Annotated in this window: 20 protein-coding genes and 1 tRNA gene; 9 read left to right on the top strand and 12 right to left on the bottom strand. The window is 66.8% G+C overall.

Annotation, left to right across the window (positions count from 1 at the left end):
- Window positions 1-157: 157 nt before the first annotated feature.
- The 3 genes from OMW55_RS06910 to argH all read left to right on the top strand — a co-directional run bounded on the left by OMW55_RS06910 (window position 158) and on the right by argH (window position 4,321).
- Entirely contained in the window at window positions 158-1,381 is a 1,224-nt protein-coding gene (locus tag OMW55_RS06910) for a tetratricopeptide repeat protein (RefSeq protein WP_264881810.1), read from the top strand.
- Between the two features lie 161 nt (window positions 1,382-1,542).
- A complete protein-coding gene (locus OMW55_RS06905; protein ID WP_264881809.1) occupies window positions 1,543-2,898 on the top strand; it encodes a histidine kinase dimerization/phospho-acceptor domain-containing protein in 1,356 nt (451 codons plus the stop codon).
- 55 nt (window positions 2,899-2,953) lie between these two features.
- Window positions 2,954-4,321, top strand: coding sequence for an argininosuccinate lyase (argH, locus tag OMW55_RS06900; protein ID WP_264882038.1), 1,368 nt, complete (start codon window positions 2,954-2,956; stop codon window positions 4,319-4,321).
- Here argH and OMW55_RS06895 read toward each other — a convergent pair.
- From OMW55_RS06895 to argC, 5 genes are read right to left on the bottom strand one after another with little or no spacing between them, the layout of a single operon-like run.
- Entirely contained in the window at window positions 4,310-5,533 is a 1,224-nt protein-coding gene (locus OMW55_RS06895; RefSeq protein WP_264881808.1) for an argininosuccinate synthase, read from the bottom strand. The genes argH and OMW55_RS06895 overlap by 12 nt on opposite strands.
- Before the next feature lie 6 nt (window positions 5,534-5,539).
- Window positions 5,540-6,403: an ornithine carbamoyltransferase gene (gene argF, locus OMW55_RS06890; protein WP_264881806.1), complete on the bottom strand. Its 864-nt coding sequence runs from the start codon at window positions 6,401-6,403 to the stop codon at window positions 5,540-5,542.
- Window positions 6,400-7,281 (bottom strand): acetylglutamate kinase, encoded by an 882-nt coding sequence (gene argB, locus OMW55_RS06885; protein WP_264881804.1) that lies wholly within the window; start codon window positions 7,279-7,281, stop codon window positions 6,400-6,402. Before argB ends, argF begins: the two co-directional genes overlap by 4 nt.
- The gene (gene argJ, locus OMW55_RS06880; RefSeq protein ID WP_264881801.1) at window positions 7,278-8,441 is read right to left on the bottom strand and encodes a bifunctional glutamate N-acetyltransferase/amino-acid acetyltransferase ArgJ; all 1,164 of its coding nucleotides are present in this window, start codon (window positions 8,439-8,441) and stop codon (window positions 7,278-7,280) included. Before argJ ends, argB begins: the two co-directional genes overlap by 4 nt.
- Complete coding sequence (gene argC / locus OMW55_RS06875; protein WP_264881798.1) at window positions 8,438-9,454, bottom strand: N-acetyl-gamma-glutamyl-phosphate reductase; 1,017 nt, start codon at window positions 9,452-9,454, stop codon at window positions 8,438-8,440. Before argC ends, argJ begins: the two co-directional genes overlap by 4 nt.
- A 57-nt stretch (window positions 9,455-9,511) precedes the next feature.
- On the opposite strand from argC, the gene OMW55_RS06870 reads away from it, so the two are divergent.
- The gene (locus OMW55_RS06870; RefSeq protein ID WP_264881797.1) at window positions 9,512-9,964 is read left to right on the top strand and encodes an arginine repressor; all 453 of its coding nucleotides are present in this window, start codon (window positions 9,512-9,514) and stop codon (window positions 9,962-9,964) included.
- A 1-nt stretch (window position 9,965) separates the two neighbouring features.
- On the opposite strand, the gene OMW55_RS06865 is transcribed toward OMW55_RS06870, so the two are convergent.
- A tRNA-Ile gene (locus OMW55_RS06865) sits at window positions 9,966-10,037 on the bottom strand.
- Window positions 10,038-10,117: 80 nt separating this feature from the next.
- Here OMW55_RS06865 and OMW55_RS06860 point away from each other — a divergent pair.
- From OMW55_RS06860 to OMW55_RS06850, 3 genes are read left to right on the top strand one after another with little or no spacing between them, the layout of a single operon-like run.
- Window positions 10,118-10,516 (top strand): lasso peptide biosynthesis B2 protein, encoded by a 399-nt coding sequence (locus OMW55_RS06860; RefSeq protein ID WP_264881795.1) that lies wholly within the window; start codon window positions 10,118-10,120, stop codon window positions 10,514-10,516.
- Window positions 10,517-10,568: 52 nt separating this feature from the next.
- A complete protein-coding gene (locus OMW55_RS06855) occupies window positions 10,569-11,645 on the top strand; it encodes an EpsG family protein (protein WP_264881793.1) in 1,077 nt (358 codons plus the stop codon).
- Window positions 11,646-11,655: 10 nt separating this feature from the next.
- On the top strand, window positions 11,656-12,726 hold the full coding sequence (locus OMW55_RS06850; protein ID WP_264881791.1) for a glycosyltransferase family 4 protein: 1,071 nt from the start codon (window positions 11,656-11,658) through the stop codon (window positions 12,724-12,726).
- Here the strand turns inward: OMW55_RS06850 and OMW55_RS06845 are convergent.
- Window positions 12,713-13,495, bottom strand: coding sequence for a 2OG-Fe(II) oxygenase (locus OMW55_RS06845; RefSeq protein ID WP_264881790.1), 783 nt, complete (start codon window positions 13,493-13,495; stop codon window positions 12,713-12,715). The genes OMW55_RS06850 and OMW55_RS06845 overlap by 14 nt on opposite strands.
- Window positions 13,492-14,628: a glycosyltransferase family 4 protein gene (locus OMW55_RS06840; protein ID WP_264881789.1), complete on the bottom strand. Its 1,137-nt coding sequence runs from the start codon at window positions 14,626-14,628 to the stop codon at window positions 13,492-13,494. Before OMW55_RS06840 ends, OMW55_RS06845 begins: the two co-directional genes overlap by 4 nt.
- Window positions 14,629-14,705: 77 nt before the next feature.
- On the opposite strand from OMW55_RS06840, the gene OMW55_RS06835 reads away from it, so the two are divergent.
- Together OMW55_RS06835 and OMW55_RS06830 are read left to right on the top strand one after the other, a co-directional pair.
- Window positions 14,706-15,527, top strand: coding sequence for a hypothetical protein (locus tag OMW55_RS06835; protein WP_264881788.1), 822 nt, complete (start codon window positions 14,706-14,708; stop codon window positions 15,525-15,527).
- 41 nt (window positions 15,528-15,568) lie between these two features.
- Window positions 15,569-16,807, top strand: coding sequence for a glycosyltransferase (locus OMW55_RS06830; RefSeq protein WP_264881787.1), 1,239 nt, complete (start codon window positions 15,569-15,571; stop codon window positions 16,805-16,807).
- On the opposite strand, the gene OMW55_RS06825 is transcribed toward OMW55_RS06830, so the two are convergent.
- Genes OMW55_RS06825 through OMW55_RS13845 form a run of 4 tightly spaced genes read right to left on the bottom strand, consistent with a single transcriptional unit; the run spans window position 16,782 to window position 20,854 of the window.
- Window positions 16,782-17,975, bottom strand: coding sequence for a glycosyltransferase family 4 protein (locus OMW55_RS06825; protein WP_264881785.1), 1,194 nt, complete (start codon window positions 17,973-17,975; stop codon window positions 16,782-16,784). The two genes, OMW55_RS06830 and OMW55_RS06825, sit on opposite strands and share 26 nt — an antisense overlap.
- Window positions 17,972-19,420 carry an O-antigen translocase gene (locus OMW55_RS06820; RefSeq protein WP_407822105.1) on the bottom strand — a complete coding sequence of 483 codons (1,449 nt, stop codon included), beginning with the start codon at window positions 19,418-19,420 and terminating at the stop codon, window positions 17,972-17,974. The genes OMW55_RS06825 and OMW55_RS06820 overlap by 4 nt, the downstream gene beginning before the upstream one ends.
- A gap of 41 nt (window positions 19,421-19,461) precedes the next feature.
- Entirely contained in the window at window positions 19,462-20,379 is a 918-nt protein-coding gene (locus OMW55_RS06815; RefSeq protein WP_264881782.1) for a glycosyltransferase family 2 protein, read from the bottom strand.
- Window positions 20,369-20,854: an acyltransferase gene (locus tag OMW55_RS13845; protein ID WP_319950657.1), complete on the bottom strand. Its 486-nt coding sequence runs from the start codon at window positions 20,852-20,854 to the stop codon at window positions 20,369-20,371. Before OMW55_RS13845 ends, OMW55_RS06815 begins: the two co-directional genes overlap by 11 nt.
- Window positions 20,855-20,857 lie beyond the last annotated feature (3 nt).

The raw sequence follows: 20,857 nt of genomic DNA, 5'->3' as shown, positions 1-20,857 counted from the left end.
AGCGGGGCCAATGCCGACCGCAACAGTTCAAAAGCGGTTCATGCACCCGGCGGCAGGGGCGCTGGCGAACCGGGTGGAACGGGTCTAAGGGCCCGCTGCCCGTCCTTTGCGGCGGCTCAATGCTCCTTACCGGAGCGGGGCGAGACAGGAGAATGGCATGAGGTTCACGGGTGGGACGCTGGCGGCCGTACTGGCGCTGGGAACTGCGGCCACCGCCGCGCCGGCGGCGGCCGCGCAAAGCCAGCCGCCCGCGAACATCAAGGTGTCCAAGCAGGCGCAAGGCGCGCTCCAGGCGCTGCAGATTGCGGTGAACGCCAACGACACCGCCAAAATTCCGGGCGCCGTCGCCGCGGCCCAAGCGGTCGCGACTACCAAGGAAGACCGCTACATGCTGGGACAGCTGTGGCTCAAGGCCGCGATCGCCGCCAAGGACGATGCTCAGACCGCGCAGGCCAGCGCGCTGATCCTGAACTCCGGCATGGCCAGCGCGGACCAGATCCGGATTCTCCGCGACAACCAGGCCCGCATCAAGTTCCGCGCCAAGGATTATGTCGGCGCTCAGACCGAACTGCAGGCGCTGCTCGCTGCCGCCCCGAACGACGCCGACGCGCTGGTGCTGCTGGGCGAAGTCTACGCGAACCAGGGCAACGGCGCCCAGGCCGTCGATTCCTTCCAAAAGGCGATGGCCGCCCGCACCGCCGCCGGCCAGCCGGTCCCCCCCGAGTGGCGCCGCCGCACCGTCGCGCTCGCCTACAAGCACAAGCTGCCCACCCTGATGCCGCTGCTCGGCGAGTTGGTGCGCACCAATCCGACCCCAGACAACATCCGCGACGCAGCCCGCATTGTCGGCGACACGTCGGGCATGAGCGACTCCGACCAGATCGACTTGTTCCGGCTGCAGCGGGCCGCCGGCGCGCTCAAGGGTGAGAGCGATTTTTATCGCTACTCCAACTCGGCCCTGATCAAGGGCTTCCCGGGCGAGGCCAAGGCGGTGCTGGACGAGGGCTTCGCCGCCGGCGCCATCGACAAGTCACGGCCGGTCTTCCGCGACGTCTACACTTCGGCCAGCAGCAAGGCCGCGGCTGACCAGGCATCGCTGGCGACGACCGAGCGGAACGGCCTCGCCGCCACAACCGCGCGCCAGGCGCTGGTCGCCGGTGATGTGTTCCTCGGCTACGGCCAGTATGCCAAGGCAGCGGCGCTCTATCGGGTCGCGCTGACGAAGTCGGGCGCCGATGCCGACCTCACCAACCTGCGGCTCGGCATCGCACTGGCGCGGGGGGGCGACAAGGCTGGCGCGACGGCGGCGCTCGGTGCCGCCGGCGGCAAGCAGCAGCAGGTGGCGCAGCTCTGGCAGGCGTGGGTCGCAAGCCGCTCGTAAGGGCGCACTCAACCCGCGGCCGAGAGGGGCGGTTCCGATCGGAGCCGCCTCTTGTTTTCGCTGTCTCGTTTCAGGATAGTTAATCGACTTGCCCTATCTGCGGAGTTAACGCTGCCGCTAGAGCCATGCTCGAAGCAGCTTTTCGCGCGTGAGGGCAGGCATTGCGATTCGACGACCGCTTATCGACGGTGCTCGGCCTCTCGGCCGAGGCTCCGCGCGACCGGGCGGTTCAATGGCGCCAACTGGTCGAACTGGTCGCGCGGGGCGGTGGCAGTAGTGATCCCGCCCTGCTCGGCCGGGCGCTAACTCGGATCGCCGAACTCGGGCCGGAAGTCCCGACTACGGTCCGGTCGGCCGCCGCACGCGCGATTGCCGGGCCGGCTGTTCCGGCCAGGCTAATCGTACTTTTCGCGGCCGACCTGGCTGACGTGGCGGCCCCTCTGCTCGGGTCAGCCACGCTTGGGGATCGTGAGTGGGCGGAGGTGCGCGCGGCAGCGTCCCCGTCCGTGCGCGAATTGCTCGACACATTGAGGCCACAAGCTGAAGCAGCGTCGCCGGCACGATTGCCTCAGCGTTCCACTGCGCCGCTCCCTCAGGCGCCAGCACCTGACCATCCGCTCTTCCGCTGGGAATGCGGGCCGACCGGCGAGATCGACTGGGTCGAGGGCATTCCACGGGGCGCGGCGATCGGACGTTCGATCCGCACCGAACTGCCACGCCGATTCGAGGCGATGCAGCCGTTCGCCGACGAACCGCTCGTATTGGCCGGCGAAGGCGAGTTGGCGGGCAGTTGGCGGTGGAGCGGGCAGCCGCGCTTCCTCCCGGGAAGTGGGCGCTTTGCGGGCTATAGCGGAGTCGCCGTGCGGGAAAGGGCAAGCGCTCCGCCGTTGCCATCGCAGCCATCCGGCGTCTTGTTCCCTGTGGATCATGACTCACTTCGGGAGCTCATCCACGAGTTGCGCACCCCACTTACCGCAATCATCGGCTTCGGCGAGATCATCGAGGGCCAGTTCCTGGGACCGGCTCACCGCGCCTACCGCGACCGGGCAAGTGAAATCGTCCGCCAGGCGCGGCTACTGCTCGCCGCCGCAGAAGATCTCGACCTTGCCGCCAAGCTGCGGTCCGGTCGCCTTGCGGCGGGCGAGGGAACACGGATCGCGTCGCTTGCCGCCGGCCTGGAAGATCGGGTCGACATCATGTTGCGTGATCCGGGCGCCCGTTGCGGCTTGGAAGCGGGCCTTGCACAGCGCCTGTTAAACCGTTTCGTCGAGGCGATTGCCGGCGCGGCGCCGGACCAGCGCCTGAAATTGGTGGTCGACATGATCGATGGACAGACGTGCCTGGCGCTGGACCGCCCAACCGGCACGCTTGGCTTGAGCGAAGAACAATTGCTGCGGCCGGACTCCCCCGATGCGCTCGGCTTCGCCCTGCGCCTGGTCCGCGGGCTGGCTCATACGGTTGGCGGTACCCTCGACGTCGCACCGGAGCGCTTCATTCTCTGCCTGCCCGCCGTTTGACGTCAGCGCCGGGCGGGTGGCAGGGGCGGTCGGCATGAGCCATGACAGCAACAGCATGTGGGGCGGCCGCTTCGCCGGCGGCCCGTCCGCCGTGATGCAGCAGATCAACGCTTCGATCCCGGTCGACAAGCGGCTGTGGCGAGAGGACATCGCCGGCTCGAAGGCTCATGCAGCCATGCTCCGCGATCGCGCCATTCTCTCGAACGAGGACGCTGCGGCCATCCTCGATGGACTCGACAGCATCGCTGCTGAGTTCGAGCGAGACGGGGTTCCGGAGCGGTTGGAGCTCGAGGACATCCACATGACGGTGGAGAGCCGCCTTGCCGAGCTCGTCGGTCCGGCGGCCGGCCGGCTCCACACCGCGCGCTCGCGCAACGATCAGGTCGCCACAGACTTCAAGCTGTGGGTCCGCCGCGCCTGCGCCGAGGCGGAAGCCGCGGCCGCGGCGCTCCAGCATACCCTCGTAGGCCGCGCCGGCGAGCATGCCGACGCCATCATGCCCGGCTTCACGCACCTCCAGGTCGCGCAACCGGTCACCCTTGGCCACCACCTGCTGGCCTATGTGGAGATGCTCGGCCGCGACCGCTCGCGCCTATCCGACGCCCTGCGCCGAATGGATGAATGCCCGCTCGGCGCGGCTGCGCTGGCCGGGACCGGCTTCCCGGTCGACCGCCATGCGACCGCCAGTGCGCTGGGGTTTGCCGGTCCGACCGCCAATAGCCTCGACAGCGTCTCGGATCGCGACTTCGCGCTCGACTACCTGTCTGCCGCCGCCCAGTGCAGCCTGCACCTGTCCCGGCTCGCCGAGGAACTGATCGTCTGGGCGAGCCCGCCATTCGGCTTTGTATCGCTGTCCGATCAATGGTCGACCGGCAGCTCGATCATGCCGCAGAAGCGCAATCCTGACGGCGCCGAGCTGGTGCGCGGCCACTCCGGTCGCATTCTTGGGCTGCTGACCGGCCTCATGGTCACAATGAAAGGGCTGCCGCTCGCCTATTCCAAGGACATGCAGGACGACAAGGCGCCCGTGTTCGAAGTGCACGACCTGCTGATGCTCAGCCTCGCCGCAATGACCGGCATGGTTGAGACAACCCGTTTTCGAACCGACCGGATGCGGGCTGCGGCGGTGAACGGCTTCTCCACCGCGACCGATCTCGCCGACTGGCTGGTGCGGGAGGCCGGTGTGCCGTTCCGAGAGGCGCACCACATAACCGGCCGCGCGGTCAGGGCGGCGGAGGACCGCGGCTGCGACCTCTGGGATCTACCACTCGACGTGCTTCGCAACATCGACCCGCGCATCGACCAGCGGGTCTACGGTGTGCTCACGGTCGAAGCTTCCGTCGCGTCCCGCACCAGCTACGGCGGAACGGCGCCGGAGCGGGTGCGGGAGCAGGTGGCGCGGTGGCAGGCGCTACTGGGCTAGCTTCTTCGCCCGCTGCGCCGCGATCCGCAACCGGAGCGCGTTGAGCTTGATAAAGCCCGCGGCGTCGCGCTGGTCGTAGCTGCCGCTGCCCTCCTCGAACGTGACAAGGTCCTCGTCGTAGAGCGAGTGGTCGCTGGTCCGGCCGACCACTGTAACGTTGCCCTTGTAGAGTGTCATGTGGACTCGCCCGGCGACATGCTCCTGGCTCTTGTCGATCAGCGCCTGCAGCATCTCGCGCTCTGGCGAATACCAGAAGCCGTTGTAGATCAGGCTGGCGTAGCGCGGCATCAGCGCGTCCTTGAGGTGCATGGCCCCGCCGTCGAGCGTGATGCTCTCAATTGCGCGGTGCGCAACCAGCAGGATGGTCCCACCCGGAGTCTCGTACACGCCGCGCGACTTCATGCCGACGAAGCGGTTCTCGACCAGGTCCAGCCGGCCGATGCCGTTCTCCCGGCCAAGCTCGTTGAGGCGGGTCAGCAGCTCCGCCGGCGAGAGCCGCCGGCCGTTGATGGCGACGGGATCGCCGCGCTCGAAATCAATGCTGATCTCAGTCGTGACGTCCGGGGCATCTTCAGGGCTGACCGTGCGCTGGTGAACATATTCGGGAGCCTTTATGCTGGGATCCTCCAGCACCTTTCCCTCGCTCGACGAGTGCAGCAGGTTGGCGTCGATCGAGAAAGGCGCATCGCCGCGCTTGTCCTTGGCGATCGGGATCTGGTTCTGCTCGGCAAAGTCCAGCAGCTGCTCGCGGCTCGCGAACTGCCATTCGCGCCACGGCGCGATCACGCGGATGTCCGGCTCCAGCGCATAATAGCCGAGTTCGAAGCGCACCTGGTCATTGCCCTTTCCGGTGGCACCGTGGCAGACCGCGTCCGCGCCGACCTCCCGGGCGATTTCGATCTGCCGCTTGGCGATCAGCGGCCGGGCGATCGACGTGCCGAGCAGATACTGGCCCTCGTATACCGTGTTTGCCCGAAACATTGGAAACACGAAGTCGCGCACGAACTCCTCGCGCAGATCCTCGATGAAGATGTTCTCCGGCTTGACGCCCAGCAGCTCGGCCTTGCGCCTTGCCGGCTCGACCTCCTCGCTTTGGCCCAGGTCAGCGGTAAAGGTCACCACCTCCGCGTCATACTCGGTCTGCAGCCACTTAAGGATAATGGAAGTATCGAGCCCGCCCGAATAAGCGAGCACGACCTTGAGCTTAGCCATGGTTGTTCAATCCTGTTGCAAGATCCAGCGGAGCGCTCCGCGAGCGCTGTGCATGCGGTTCTCGGCCTGCCGCCACACGGCCGAGCGGGGCCCGTCGATGACTTCGGCCGACACTTCCTCGCCGCGATGCGCGGGCAGGCAGTGGAGCAGGTGGGCCGAAGGTGCGCGCGCCATTAGCGCTTCGTCGACCTGATAGTCGCACAGCGCGGCCAGCCGCTCGTCGCGCTCTCGCTCCTGGCCCATCGACACCCATACGTCGGTGTAGACGATGTCCGCGCCCTCGACCGCCGCGTGCGGATCCTCCGTCTGGTGCACGCCGGCTGGCGCATCGCTCAGGCCATAGCCGGCCGGGCTGGCCACCGTTAGCTCCGCGCCCAGGGCCGTGCAGGCGTGCGCCAGCGACCGCGCGACATTGTTGTCACCGTCACCCACATAGGCGACCCTGACCCCCTCCACCCGCCCGCACAGCTCGCGGATCGTCAGCAGGTCGGCCAGCGCCTGCAGCGGGTGATCGGTGCCGGACAGCATATTCATTATCGGGGCCGCGCCGATCGTCGCCATGTCGTCCAGCATCCCGTGGTCGAACACCCGCGCGGCGATGATGGAGTGGAAGCACGCGAGGGTGCGGGTCACATCCTCCACCGTCTCGCGCGTGCCGATCCCGAGTTCCTGTGGCTGCAGGTAAACCGGGTGCCCGCCCAGCTGGACCACCGCCAGCTCCATCGAGTTGCGGGTCCGCGCGCTCGGCTTCTCGAAATACAGCGCCACTCCCTGCCCGCGCAGCACCGGCTCGGCTGCGGCGGCGCTCAGGTCCAGGATCGCGCGCAGGTCGGCCGCGGACAGGTCCGCCAGCGTCAGCAGGTGCCTCACCAGCTCGCCTCCCGCTTGATCATGGTCCCGATGCCATGCTCGGTCAGCAGCTCGATCAGCAAGGCATGGGGCACCCGCCCGTCGATGATGTGTGCGAAGCTCACCCCCCCGTCGACCGCGTCGGCGCAGGCGGTCAGCTTGGGTATCATCCCGCCACCGACGCTGCGATGGGTGATCCGCTCGCGCAGCTCGTCGGACGTCAGTCGGTGGACCAGGCTAGCCTCGTCGGCCGGGTCCGCCAGCAGCCCGGGCGCTGCGGTCAGGTAGACGATCTTCTCCGCCCCCATGGCCACCGCGATCGCCCGCGCCGCCTCGTCGGCATTGACGTTGTACGGCTGCCCGCCGGCATCGGCGCCGACGGTCGAGATCACCGGCAGGAGGCCGTCATCGAGCAATCGGTGGATGAGGTCGGCCCGGACCTCCGAGACGTCCCCGACAAAGCCCAACGCAGAGTCACGCGGCGTGACTATCAGCAGCCCGGCGTCCTCACCCGATACGCCCACGGCAACCGGCTCGGCGCCCGACTGGCCGTTTATCGTCGCCACCAGCTCGCGGTTGATCTTGCCGACCAGCACCATGCGGACGATCTCCAGCGTCTCGGCATCGGTCACGCGCAGGCCGTCACGAAATTCCGGCTCCTTGCCGACCCGCCGCAGCATGGCATCGACCTGCGGACCGCCGCCATGCACGAGCACGCAGCGCACGCCGACCGAGCGAAGCAGCAGCACGTCCTGCGCCAAGGCCAGGTCCAGCTCGCTGTCGTCGATCGCCGCGCCACCCAGCTTGACGACGATCGACTTGCCGGCGAACTGGCGGATGTAGGGGAGGGCCTCGACCAGGATCTGGGCGGTCGCACTCGGGGAGAGTGGCGGGGTCATGACGTCTTCGAGTTCTCTCTGATGTAGCCCGGGCCGAGGTCGATGCCGATCACCCGAGCGGAGCCCTGGCCGGCACCAAGGTGCACCTCGATGGAGACCTCGTCACCCATCATGTGCTCGGCCAACCCCGTGCCGTCATGTGCGATCTGGACGCCGCCCTGCGCCACCTTGATGCCCCCATAGGCAACGACCGAGGCTCCGACGTCCATCTCGACGCCGGCCGAACCCGCCGCCGCCAGCAGCCGGCCCCAATAGGGATCGCCGCCATACCAGCTGCACTTCACCAGGTTGTTCTCGGCGATGTTCTTGGCCGCGACCCGTGCTTCCGCATCGCTGACGGCGCCGGTCACCGTCAGGTGGGCGATGCGGGTCATTCCTTCGGCATCACGGGCCATCTGCATGGTGAGATCGCGGCACGCCTGCTCGACCGCACGCCCGAAGCCGTCGATGTCTGACGGAGCGCCCCGCCGACCGCTGGCCAGAAGCATCGCCGTGTCGTTGGTCGACGTCGCGCCATCCACGTTCAGCGTATTGAAGGTCGCGTCCGACGCGCTCTTCAGCATCCCTTGCAGCATATCGCGCGGCACCTCCGCATCGGTGGTCAGGAACGCCAGCATGGTTGCCATGTTCGGCGCGATCATGCCGCAGCCCTTGGCCATGCCGCCCAGCGTCCAGCCGTCGCCGCGCACCACCACCTGCTTGGTCACGTGGTCGGTCGTCAGGATCCCGCGCGCCGCATCCTCCGCACCATCGCGGCCAAGCTTCTTGGCCAGCTTCGGCGTCGCGGCCAGGATGGGCTCCATGGGCAGCGGGGTGCCGATGATCCCGGTCGAGCAGACCAGCACGTTCGCTGCGTCGACATTCAGTGCCCGTGCCGCTTCCGCGCCCATCGCCTCGGCATCACGCAGCCCTGGGGCCCCGGTGCCGGCATTGGCATTGCCCGAGTTGACGATCACTGCCGATGCCCGCCCGCCATTCTGCGCCAGCAGACGGCGGTCGAGCTCCACGGGCGGCGCCGCGAACTTGTTCTGGGTGAACACCGCTGCGCAGGTGACTGGCCACCGGTCCTCGGTCGCCAGCAGCGCCATGTCGTGGCGACGGCGCTTTACCCCGGCGTGACAGCCGGCGGCGACAAACCCCTCCGCAGCGGTCACGCTCATGGATAAACTCCGCACACGCTCAGCCCGGCCGTTTCCTCCAGGTCGAGCATCAGGTTGGCGCACTGGATCATCTGGCCGGCGGCTCCTTTCACGAGATTGTCGATCGCGCTTACCGCTAGGACGCGGCCGGTACGCTCGTCGAAGCGGGCGGTCACCTGCGCCGTGTTGGATCCCGCGACCCACTTGGTCGCAGGCGGATCGGCAATGACATGAACGAACGGTTCGGCAGCATAAGCCGACCGCAGTGCCCTTAATGGCTCGTCGGCCTGCATCGGCCGAGTCGCCGCGCCGTAGCAGGTAGCCAGAATGCCGCGCGCCATGGGGGCGAGGTGCGGGGTGAACAGGACGCGCGGGCCCAGCGCCTGCTCCATCTCCGCCGTGTGGCGATGATCGAGCAGGCCGTAGGCGGCGAAGCTGCCCGCCACGGTATTGAAGCTGGTGCCTTCCCTGAGGGCCCGTCCAGCGCCGCTCACGCCGGAAGCCGCGTCGACGATCAGGTTCGCCGGATCGACCAGACCGGCTTCCACCAGCGGCTTGCACGCCAGGATCGCGGCCGTCGGATAGCAGCCGGCGGCAGCCACCGCCTGCGCTGACCGGATAGCCTCGCGGTGAAGCTCGGGAATACCCGTAACGAAACGCCCGAGCAGGGCAGGGGCCTGATGCTCCTCGCCGTACCAGCGTGCATATTGCGCCGGATCCGACAGGCGGAAATCGGCGCCGAGGTCGACCAGCTTAATACCGCGATCCAGGATGGCGGCAGCAATCTTCTGGCTTTCGCCGTGAGGCAGGGCGGCGAACACAAGATCGATGCCGTCCAGGGCCGCGGGCTCGAACCGCTCAACACGCACCTCCCGGTATGCGGGGGCCACGTGCGGGTGCACGGCCGCGACATTCTGGCCGGCCTTGCTGTCGCCGAACAGGCGCACCGGCCGCAGCACGGGATGGGTGCTGAGAAGCCGGAGCAGCTCGCCTCCGACGTAACCGGAGGCACCGAGGATGGCAGTACGAATCATGGGAGCGGGCCTATTCACCGATTTGCATGATTATGCAAGATCATGCATAAGGCTGCGATGAACGATCTTCGCCAACGTCGCCAGCGAACCATCGCAGACCTGCTGCGCAGCCGTCCGGTCGCCAGCCAGGAATCGCTGCTCGGCGACTTGAAGGCGCTCGGCTACGAGGTGACTCAGGCGACCGTGTCGCGTGACCTCGACCAGCTGGGCGCCGTTAAGGTGCGGCGTGACGGCGTCACCAGCTATGCGCTGCCCGACGAGCTGACCGGCGCCGGCTGGTCCGAGCGCCGCCTGCGCGCCATCCTGGACGAATGGGTCACCTCCGTGGAGCCGGTAGGCCAGCTGATCGTGGTCAAGACGCCGCCCGGCTCGGCCCACCTGGTGGGGGTCGCACTGGATCAGGCGCGCCTGCCGGACGTCGCCGGCACCATCTGCGGCGACGACACCATCTTCCTGGCGGTGCGCGATGCGGCCAGCGCCCGCGAGGTGGCGGCGCGACTGCAGGGCTGAGTGGGCCCGGAGGGATTCGAACCCCCAACCTGGCCGTTATGAGCGGCTGGCTCTACCGTTGAGCTACAGGCCCCGTGGCAGCCGATAGCCGGGCGCTTGGCAGGCGGCAATCGGCGACGCACAATGACGCCGATGCGCCACTCGCTCGGAGACATGCTGAGAGCCGGCGAGGCGGCGGCGGCGGTGACGGCGGCGAGCCTCGCCATCCGGCTGCTGCCGTTCCGCTGGCTCGTCGTGCTGATGGGGCGGGCCGATCCGCGCGGCACTTCAACCGCCGTCGACCCCGCGCACGTGCGGGTGGCGGTTCGGCGGGCCTCGCGGCGGCTGCCGTGGCGGACGCTTTGCTTCCAGGAAGGGCTTGCCACCCACTGGATGCTTCGGCGCCGCGGGCTTGCGTCGCGGCTTCATTATGGCATCCGGCAGCAGGCCGATGCGCTGTCGGCGCACGTCTGGGTCGAGGTGGGCGGCATGCCCGTGATCGGCGCGGAGGAGCCTGCGACCGCGCATTCGCCTGTCGCCGTCTACCCTGCCGTCGCTGGCCGCTTCCCATAGCGGGCGGCTCTGTCTAGGCCTGTCGCCAAGCCCTTTCTTGAGACCCCGCGCCATGTGGCCGTACTGGCTGTTGTTTTCATTCTTTGCGGTCGGCGCATTGCTCCAGGGGTCGCCGCAGGTCGCGGCCCGGCCTGGCGCCGAAGCGCACGTGGCTGATCGATCTCCGGTTGCCACCCCCATGCTGATCCTTGGCGGCCTCCTGATCGCGGCGATGGTCGGCCTTCGCTACAAGGTCGGCGCCGACTGGAAGACCTACTACTTCTATTGGCAGTACGCTGGTTACGCCGACCTGGAGCGCATCCTGGGCATGAGCGATCCGGCCTACCAGCTGCTCAACTGGCTGGCCCAGCAGGCCGGCGCGGGCATCTGGCTCGTCAACCTGGCCTGCGGGGCGCTGTTCGCCTGGGGCCTGATCCGTCTGGCCGGCACCCAGCCGCTGCCGTGGCTCGCCGTCGTCGCGGCCTTGCCGTACCTCGTGACAGTGGTTGCCATGGGCTATTCGCGCCAGGCGGTCGCGATCGGCATACTGATGGCCGGGCTTGCCAGCGTATTTCGCGGAGCCTCGCTGCTCCGCTTCGCCGTCTATGTCCTGGTCGCGGCGCTGTTCCACAAAACGGCGGTGCTGTTGATGCCGCTGGTAATCTTCGCCAGCGAGCGCAACCGCCTAATGTCAGTGCTCGGCGGGTTGCTGCTGTTCTACGCTTTCTACACCGCCTTGCTCGCCAACGACGTCGACCAGCTGGTCAAAAGCTACATCGTCACTCAGTACAACTCGCAGGGCGCCGCAATCCGGGTCGGACTATGCCTTGTGCCGGCCGTGCTTTTCCTGCTCTCTCCCGCGCGCTTCGGTTTTGACCGTTTGCAGGAGCGCTACTGGCGTCTCAACAGCTTGACGGCCGTAGGGCTGCTTGTCGCCTTGTTCGTAGTCCCCTCTTCAACCGCAATCGACCGAATGGCACTCTACGTCTTTCCGCTACAGCTGGCTGTGCTTAGCCGTGTTCCGATCGCTTATCCGGGTCGGGGCAGCCAACTGCTTGTTGTCCTGTACGCGTTGGTTGTCGAGCTCGTGTGGATGACGCAGGCGGTGCACGCCCGTTTCTGGATACCTTACCAAGTCTATCCCTTCTGAAGCCGCCACGATGAAGGTGATCGCCTACACCAAGTACGACCGGGAAGCGGCCAGCACCCGTCAACGCTTGCTGCAATATCTCCCGGCGTTCACCAAAGCGGGCATAGAGGTTGAATACCGTCCGCTGCTCGGCGACGATTACGTCCGGTCGCTGGCCACCGGCGAGCGGCCGGACCGTAAAGCCATTGCTCGTGCGTATGCGCGACGCTGGCGGCAGCTGCATTCATTTCACGATGCCGACATAGTGTGGGTGTACGCGGAGCTGTTCCCATGGCTGCCGGCGAGCGGCGAACGCCTCGCCTTTCGACCCGGGTTGCCGGTCGTCTATGACATGGATGATGCCTTCTTCGTACCATACGATGCCAACCCACGTGCAGCGGTGCGCCATCTCCTCGCCGGCAAGCTCAGGCCGCTGATCGGAGGCGCCGCCGCCTGTACCTGCGGCAACAACTATCTGGCGGACTATGCCAAGCCGTTATGCGACCGCACCCTGGTCGTTCCCACGGTGGTCGACACGGATCGCTACGTGGCCGCCGATCGGTCGTGCGCGCAACCGCTCACCGTCGGGTGGATTGGCAGCCCGAGCACCTTTGCGCAGCTTGGGCCAGTGCTGCCCTTGCTGGCCGATCTGGGCGGGCAGGGGAAGGCTGCGATCAAGATCGTTGGCGCGGGCGCGAGGGCTGCATCCCAAGGCTTCCCCGGCCTAAGCCTGATACGCTGGGAAGAGGCCACCGAAGTCGCGGAAGTGCAGTCAATGGACATCGGCATCATGCCGCTGACCGACGATGCGTTCGTGCGCGGGAAGAGCGGTTATAAGCTTATCCAATACATGGCATGTGGGCTGCCGGTCATTGCATCACCGGTGGGAGTGAACCGTGAGATCGTCCAACATGGCGTCACCGGCTACTTGGCCAGCACCGTGGAAGATTGGCGTGAGGCGCTTCAGCAGCTGATCCACAATCCGGACCTGCGGTGCCGCATGGGCGCGGCTGGTCGCCGCCGTGCGGTTGAGCGCTATTCGTTGAGCTCACAGGCACCGCGGCTGATCGAGTTGTTTCACTCCCTTGCTAGAGGCGGGTGAAGCGCCGCAGGAGATAGCCGATCCGTGCACGAATGCTGCCCTTGGTAAGATCGATGTCTCCCTTGTTAAGCGGGATGTAACGTGTGGTGGTCGCCCGCATGCGACGCTTTTCCGAAACCTCCAACCCGGTAGAATAATAATACATGGCGATGCTCGCGCGGGGGTAGTCCGCCGGGAATTGTAGCGGGTGCGGGTGGCCGTGCAGCGTAGTGTCGTTGGTGTTGAAAACCACCAGCCGATTGAACAGGGGCTCAATCGACGCATGCGCCGCTTCGTCTTCTCGCGCGATCACCAGTTCGCCGCGCCAGTCCGGCTGCCAGCCCTTGTTGAGGTAAAGGAGAATGTTAACCCGCCGGTCCGCCCGTAGCTTGGCGTTCCAATTGAAATCGGTGTGCATCTTCAGATAGCCGCCACGGGAGGTCAGATGGATGCCGCCCCCCTCCAGCCACGGATCGACGAGCAGCCCGCCGATGCCGGTGATCGCCTCCAGCGGCCCGACGAAGGCTGCAGAGTTGAAATAGGCGATGAGGCGGTACGTGAGGTCGCCGAATCTGTCCCAGTCGGTGCACGCGAACTTGAGCTTCTGCGTGATCTGGTTGTTGGCGTCGACATGCGCTCCAGTCGCGCGCACCTCATCGTGCAGCCGACCTGCCACTGCGGGCAGCAGGAAGTTATCAATCGCGACATGCGGAAAGGGTCGGGCAGAGGCAAACCGATCGGCAAGGCTCTGCAAGTCGGCCAGTGCAGCCGGGTTAACCAGGTCTCTCAAGTAGATGCTCCGTCGTTGCCGACTGCGACCGGCGCTAGATTGAAGAGTCTGGTGATCTGCTTGCGAAAGATGGTGGGAGAGAAGCGCTTTCTCACCAGCTTCGCTCCCGCCTGACCCATGCGGTGGGTCCGGTGCGGGTCCGCCAGCGCAGCTCGCATCGCCTCCGTTATGGCCGTCGAATCGCCCACCGGCACCAGCCAGCCGCTTTCGCCATGATGGACGATTTCCTCAGGTCCACCGCAGCGGGTGGCGATGACGGCGACACCCCTGGCACTTGCCTCCTGGCACGTCAGCGAAAAGCTTTCCGATTCGGAGAGGTTGAGCGCGACCAAGGTGCCGTCCAGCACGTCTCCTGGCTCGGGCATGAAGTCGCCGACCACGACCTGCCCAACAAGGCCGAGTTCGTTGACGAGCTCCACTAGCGAGCGGCGGTATTGGCGGTTCCGCTCCAACGCGAGGTCGCTGCCGTAGAGTTCAAGCCGCGCGTCGGCAGCGCGGCTCGCAACCGCGGCAAAGGCACGGATGGCGACGTCCTGGCCCTTGCCAGCGCTGTAGTTGCCGATGAACACTAGGCGCTTGCCCGCGGGAGGGGTCGCGAGGGGAAGATCAGGGCATGGATCGTAGACCAACTCGGCTTTAGTCGACCACTCGTGCAGCCGCTGCTGCATGAACCGGCTGACGGTCACGACCGAGCTGGATGCGGCCGCCGCCGTCCTCAGCCAGACGCTAGCGAGGAGGCCGCCATAGCGCGACGGATCGATCCGCACCCAAGTCACGATCGTACCCCTGAATCCGAACAGCCGGGTCAGCGCACCTTCGAGCAGGTAAAAGTCGTTCACCTGGAGCCGTGTGCAGCCGAGTTCCGACAGCAGCCGGGCTAACCGGCGAGCCGATCGGAGAGTCCCTAGGGGGTAGCCGAGCAGCGACCTGGCAGTGCGCGCGACCCTCGCGAGAGGCAGGCGCAATAGCGACACTTCCGGGAAATCTTCGGCACGGATTGAGGCTCGGTCCGAGACGACGATTGCGAAGCGCGCATCGTCCTTGAGTGCGATTGCCTGCCGATAAGCGGCGATCATTGCGCCCGTGACCTCAACCGCCCCGGTGTAGATCACGATAAGCGGCTTTGCAGGCATCCGGCCTGTCCTTAGAGGGCGCTTTCGATCCCGGCCAGACAAGCTTCGAACCGGTCCGTGTTAATTTGGAGGGCAGCGTGTCGGTGCTGGATTATCTCATGACGGAGCCGATGCCGCTCCGCCGCGCGTTGAAGTATTTGCTCGCCCGCACCGAGATCGGCAGCTTCTCCTTCCGCTACCGCCTGGAGGCGGTGCGCCGCATGCACTATGCTTTCATTCTCCTGGAAGGGGCGCGGCTGGCCAGCAGGTTGGGTCTGGAACGGATCAGCGCGCTCGAGTTCGGCGTGGCTGGCGGCAGCGGGCTTCGCTGGATGGAGCGGCACGCAGCCGAGATCGAGAAGCTCTATCCCGTCCGCATCGACATCTATGGTTTCGACACCGGCGGCGGCCTCCCGGCACCCAAGGACTATCGGGATCTTCCTTACCATTGGCGGGAAGGGTTCTTCGCCATGGACCGTCCCGCGCTTGAACGGAGCCTGTCGCGAGCGAAGCTCGTGTTCGGCGACGTCGCCGAGACCAGCAGGACGTTCTTCGAGCAGTTCGATCCGGCGCCGATCGCGGCAGTCGCACACGACCTCGACTTCTACTCCTCGACCCACGACGCGTTGTGGTTGTTCAAGCAGGACAGTCGCTTCCTGCTCCCGCGCCTGTTCTGCTATTTTGACGACACGATCGGCACTCACCGCGAGCTGTACAATGACTTTACCGGTGAGCGCCTGGCGATCGCGGAGTTCAACCGGGAGATGGACGACCGCAAGATTGCCGTCCCGCACTACCTACGCGCCAGGGAGGGCTGGGGAAGCTGGCGTCACCAGATTTGGGTATGCCATTCGTTCGACCACCCGCAGTACAACCAGTTCATCAGCGATGAGGACCAGCAGCTGCCGCTGGTCTCCTGAGCAGCGTATCCTTGCCGGTGTCTGACACCAGGAAACAGCCCGTGGCCCGTACGCGCGTCCTCATGCTGATCACGGAATTATCGATGGGTGGCGCGGCCAGGATGGTGCGCGAGCTGTCGAACTCGCTTCGCCAGGACATGGATGTGGTCGAAGCCGTGTTTAACCACGCGGACGGCGTCGACTTCCCCGGCTCGCAGGTGCCAACCAGTCTTGATGTAGGCGGCGGGGGCGGGCCAGTAGCCAAGGTGATGAACCTCGCTCGACGCGTGAGCCGCACCCGCCGCCTGAAGCGCCTACTGAAGATCGACGTCAGCATCAGCCACCTGGAAGGAGCGCACTGGGTCGACGTGCTCAGTCGCGATCGCGAGAAGGTAATCCTGTGCATGCATGGATCGATTGTTCATAACGGCGACATCCGTGGTGCCGGCGGTAGGCTACGTTCGCGCGTGGTCTTGCCGCTGATCTGCAGACGGGCGGACCGGATCGTCACGGTAAGCCGAGGCATCGCGGACGAACTGGCGAGCCTCGGCGTGGACCGACGCAGGATCGTCGCGATACCGAACGGCTTCGACCTCAGCTCGATCGAACGTCGCGCCTCCGAGGCCCTAACTCCGGAGGAGGGGAAGCTGTTGGACGGCCCGCCGGTGCTGATCGCCACCGGCCGGCTTGCCGCACAGAAGAACCATGCCGCATTGCTGGACGTCTTCGCGGCTCTGCGCCGGCGGCGACCGTGTCGCCTGCTCATCGCCGGGGACGGTCCGCTCCGCTCAGACCTCCTTCAGCAGGCTCACGCGCTCGGCCTGACGGTGGGGGAGCCCTGGACGGGCCAGTTGCAGCCCGCCGAACCGCACGTCGTCTTCCTCGGAGTTCAGGCCAATCCGTTCCGCTTCATCACCCGCGCCGACCTTTACGTCATGACGTCAGGCTGGGAGGGTTTCCCGCTGGCTTTGTGCGAGGCGATGGCGTGCGGCACGCCGGTCGTGACGACCGATTGTGCAACCGGACCACGGGAGATCCTGAGCGACGGAGCTTCCGCCCCGCCCGGGAAGTTGGTCCTTCCCGAGCACACGCCAGCCGGCGTGCTGATGCCGCTGCTTCATGACCCAGCGACTTATCGCCAAGCCCGCGCCTGCTGGGCCGATCTCCTCGGTGACCTTCTCGACAAGCCTGAACAGCGTGCCGCTCTTGCGAGGGGAGCCCGCGACCGAGTCAAGGCATTCGGGCAAGCGGCGATCGCCAGCCGGTGGGAAAAGCTCATCCGCGAGGTGCTGGCCGGCTGAGGCTGGCGCGCGCGACTTCGCGGTAGAGCTTCTCGTACGACGCAACGCATAGTTCCATCTGAAACCGCTCGAATGCTCCGGTCGCGGCCTGCCCCATGGCCGCGCGCCGCTGCGGGTCCGCCCGCAGATCAACCATGGCGGCTGCAAGTTCATCCACGTCGACATCTTCGCCGCGGAAGGTGAGCAGGGTTCCGGCCAAACGACCGTCGGGCGCCGTCAGCATGGTGCGGATTTCACCCACGTCGGTGGCGATCACCGGCTTGCCGGAGGCGAGATATTCGATGACCGCCGTCGGCAGGCTCTCGTGCGGAAACAGCGTCGGCAGCAGGCAGACGTCGAATCGGGCGATCCAATCGGCGGGACGAGCGCTGAAGCCGACGAACTCCACGTCGCTCGGCTGTTCGGCCCGAAGCTCGGCGATTGCCGGCCCGTCGCCGACGAGGACCAGTCGGCTGCTGCCATCCCGCACGCGCGCGAACGCTTCAACCGCGCGGCGCCAGCCCTTCAATCGCACGCCGCGGCTGACCATTCCGAACCGGAACATCCCGTCGGGCGGAGTGAAAGAGGGGTGCTCGGCCGCGCCGACGCGCTCGTAGCCATTGTAGATCAGCCGTAGGCGCGTTCCGATGCTGGGTAGGAGGCGCTCGGCGGATTGGAGATGCGCCCGACACACTCCGACGATTGCATCCGCCTCCTCCAGAACGCGAATTATCCATCGGTCCGCGCCGCGCATTTGCGGATCGGCCTGGCCGCGCAGGTACGGTTCGTAATCGCCATGGAGCGTGGTCACTCGCCCGATAATCCGGCCACGCGTGACCTCCAGCATTAGGCGGTCGGCCTTGAGCAAATGCGAGTGGACGATGTCGGGCCGAAAATCGTCGACCAACTGCCGCAACCATCGACGCTGCCGCCAACGCAACGGAGACCTGTCCAGCCCTACGCCGCGAAGCACGCGGTCGGCGCGCCACCACCAGCGCTCGGCAGGCGTGTGCAGGCGATGAAGAGCGATCTGCGGGTGAAGTCCTTGCGCGAGTTGCGGCTCGATCTGGCCGCCGTGCAGGACCGCCACAGCCACTTCGTTCTGGGGGGCGAGCGCATTGGCGAGGCGCAACACGAACGTCTCCGCGCCACCCGCGGTCAGGGTCTCGATCAGGAGCAGGATCTTCACGGCGCCGGCCTGCCGCGCCGGAGAAGGCCAGGAACCCGCGACAGGAGCCGGAGCACGGCCGCTGGAAGGGCGTTCTGCAGCACGCGGACGGCCAGCACCGCCAGGGCCCCCGCAAGCGCCACTCCGACGATGGCACCAACCCGTTCGGACCAATGCAGGAGGGCCAAGGTGGTGGCTAGCGCTCCACCGACTCCGGCGAGCACCCCTTGGAAACCGCGCGCAAAGGCGAAACCGACCAGCCGTCGCGCAAGCAGCCAGACCAAGCCGAAATACACGGTGTACATGGCGACATAGGCCACCCCCGCGGCTTCGACCCCCAAGCGTGGAAGGAGAACGGCGGTCACTCCGACCAGCACCAATCCCGCCGCGCTCTCCACCGCGACAAACATCTTGCCCCAACCGCCAGCCAGCAGCACGAAGCCCAGCGGCCAGGACGCGATCTTGAGGAAGTCGCCGCAAATCTGCCAACGCAGCAGGTCCGCTGCCGCCAGGAACCTGCCGGAGTAGAGCAGGTGCAGCGCGAGCGGAGCAAGCGCAACCGTTCCGACCAGCAGGGGACCGGCCAGCAACAGCGCGACCTCCGCCTGGTGGTTGATGGTGCTGACGGCCTCCCGCGAATCGCGCATCGCGACCGTGAGCCGCGGGTAATAGTCGGTCGCCATGGCCGCCAGGATGAAGCCGATATAGTTGAGCGAGATGCCGACGGCGGCCTGATATTGCCCCAGATCCTCGGCCCCGAGCTGGCGCTGCAACAGGCTGCGCACGGCCAACTGGCTTGCGGTTCCAGCCAGCGAGCCGACCGTAAAGGCCAGGCCCAACCGCGCCAGCATGCTCCACTGCGGCACCATCACGGAAAGGGGGGGGCGCGGCCCCGCCGAAGGGCTCTTGCGCACGAACCAGGCACTCACCAGCAGCGCGGCGAGGGGAGAGAGGAGCACGTACGGCAGGATGCCGCCCGTTCCCCACATCAGCAGCACGGCGATTCCCCCCGCCGTGCCAAGCAAAGCGGACAGGATGCTTGCGCGCGCCAGGGCGCCGACCGCTCGCACGCCCATCAAGATGCCGTTCAGCGCCGCCGTCCCCACCAGCGCCGCCGCGCCGAGCGACAGCCACGCGACGGCGTTGGCCCACTTGCGGTCGCCCAGCACCGCGGCCGCGACCGGCTCCCGGCACAGCACCAGCAACACTGCGCCGATCAAGCCAAGAACGACAGCCGCCACCAGCATTGCCGTTCGCGCCGCGGCTTGCGCGGCAGGCTCGTCGCCCGCCTCCGCCACTTGCCGGGTGGCGACATTGCCGATGCCGAACCCCGCCAGCGTCGCTGCGGTCTGAATGAGGTTGTGGAGGAGGCCGACCAGCCCAACGCCCGCGGGACCAAGGATCAGCGCGGCCACCTTGGTCCTCACCAAGCCGATGACGACGTTCACCGCGGACGCTCCGCCCATGATCGACGTTGCCCGTAGGATCGTCCGCCTCGCGTGCGAACTCACCGGCGGAGCCACGCTGTGGCCTTTGCCCGGAGCAGATAGGACAGACCTCGCCAGGCCGATATCAGCTGCGGACGGAGGCGGACCGCTTCGCTCAGCAGCTGCCAGGCAAGCCCGAATTGGCCCTGGTCGATCGCCACCGAAGCATTCGCCGCCAGCATGCGCGCGAGTTGGTTGCGGTAACGGCGTCCGAACAGCGCCCGATGCTTGTCGAAGAACAGCCGAAAGGCCTGCACCATGAACTTGGGATCGGCTGAGGCGGCCGCGCTGCTTCGCCGATAGGTGACCAGCCGCTCGGGGATGATGAACAGGGGAAAGCGCCCGGCCAGGCGAACGAACAGGTCCCGGTCCTCGACGAGCATGCGCTCGTCCCAGCCGCCGGCCGCCTCCAGCGCCGTCCGACGGTAGCAGCAGCCAACGAAGTTGAACGGATCCGTTCCTGCTAACAGCTGCGGCAGGATCATCCCGCCCGTGTGTTGCTCATCGGGGATGGGCCGCCGTTCGCCGGTGTCTTCGAAGTACAACCATCCGCCGCACGCGAACCAGCCGGCGTCGGATTGCGCCTCCGCGGTCGCGCGAACAGCGGCCACATAATCTTCCGCATACCAGTCGTCGGTTGACAACGGCGCGATCAGCTCGCCGCGCGCGCCCTCAAGCAGGCGGTTGAGGTTGACGGGGATGGACGCAGGCACCTCGTTGCGCAGCATGGTCGCGTGAAGACCGTGCTGCTCGAATAGCGCCGCCGCACGCTCCGATGACCCATCGCTCGACGCATTATCGAGGAACAGGATTTCGAACTCGCGATCGGTCTGTCGCGCAAGGCCTCCGATGCAATGATCCAGGTAGCGTTGGTGATTCCAGCACAGCAACAGCACGGATACCCGCGGCCGCGCGGCCAAGCCGGCACTAATACCCATTCTCGCCTGTTGCCGATCCGCCGATCCGCCTTGCCGGGTTGCCGACCCAAGTTTCTCCCGCGGGCACATCGTGCGTCACCACCGCGCCGGCGCCGATCATGGCGCCTTCCCCGATCGTCAGCCCCGGCAGGATCACCGCCCCGGCGCCGATCGAGGCTCCGCGGCATACGCGGGTCCGCTCGAACTCAGCCGGCCGCATCCGCGACCTCGGGCGTCGGTCATTGGTGAAGGTCGCGTTTGGGCCGCAGAAGACGTCGTCCTCCAGCACCACGCCGTCCCAGACGTAGACGCCGCACTTCAAGGTGACCCGGTTGCCCAGCACCGCCCCGCCTTCAACCAGGGTATGCGCGTTGAGGTTGCAGTCGCGGCCGATCCGCGCGCCGGCCAGCACTACCGCACCCTGCCAGACCTGCGTGCCCGCCCCAATCTCGGCATCTGGGTGCACGTGCGCCGCGGGGTGGATGGGAGCGTCCATGCG

It is taken from the genome of Sphingomonas arvum, assembly GCF_026013565.1.
Lineage (GTDB): Bacteria > Pseudomonadota > Alphaproteobacteria > Sphingomonadales > Sphingomonadaceae > Sphingomicrobium > Sphingomicrobium arvum.
Note: the sequence above shows the minus strand (reverse complement) of the source record. Positions and strands in the feature narration are given on the sequence as shown.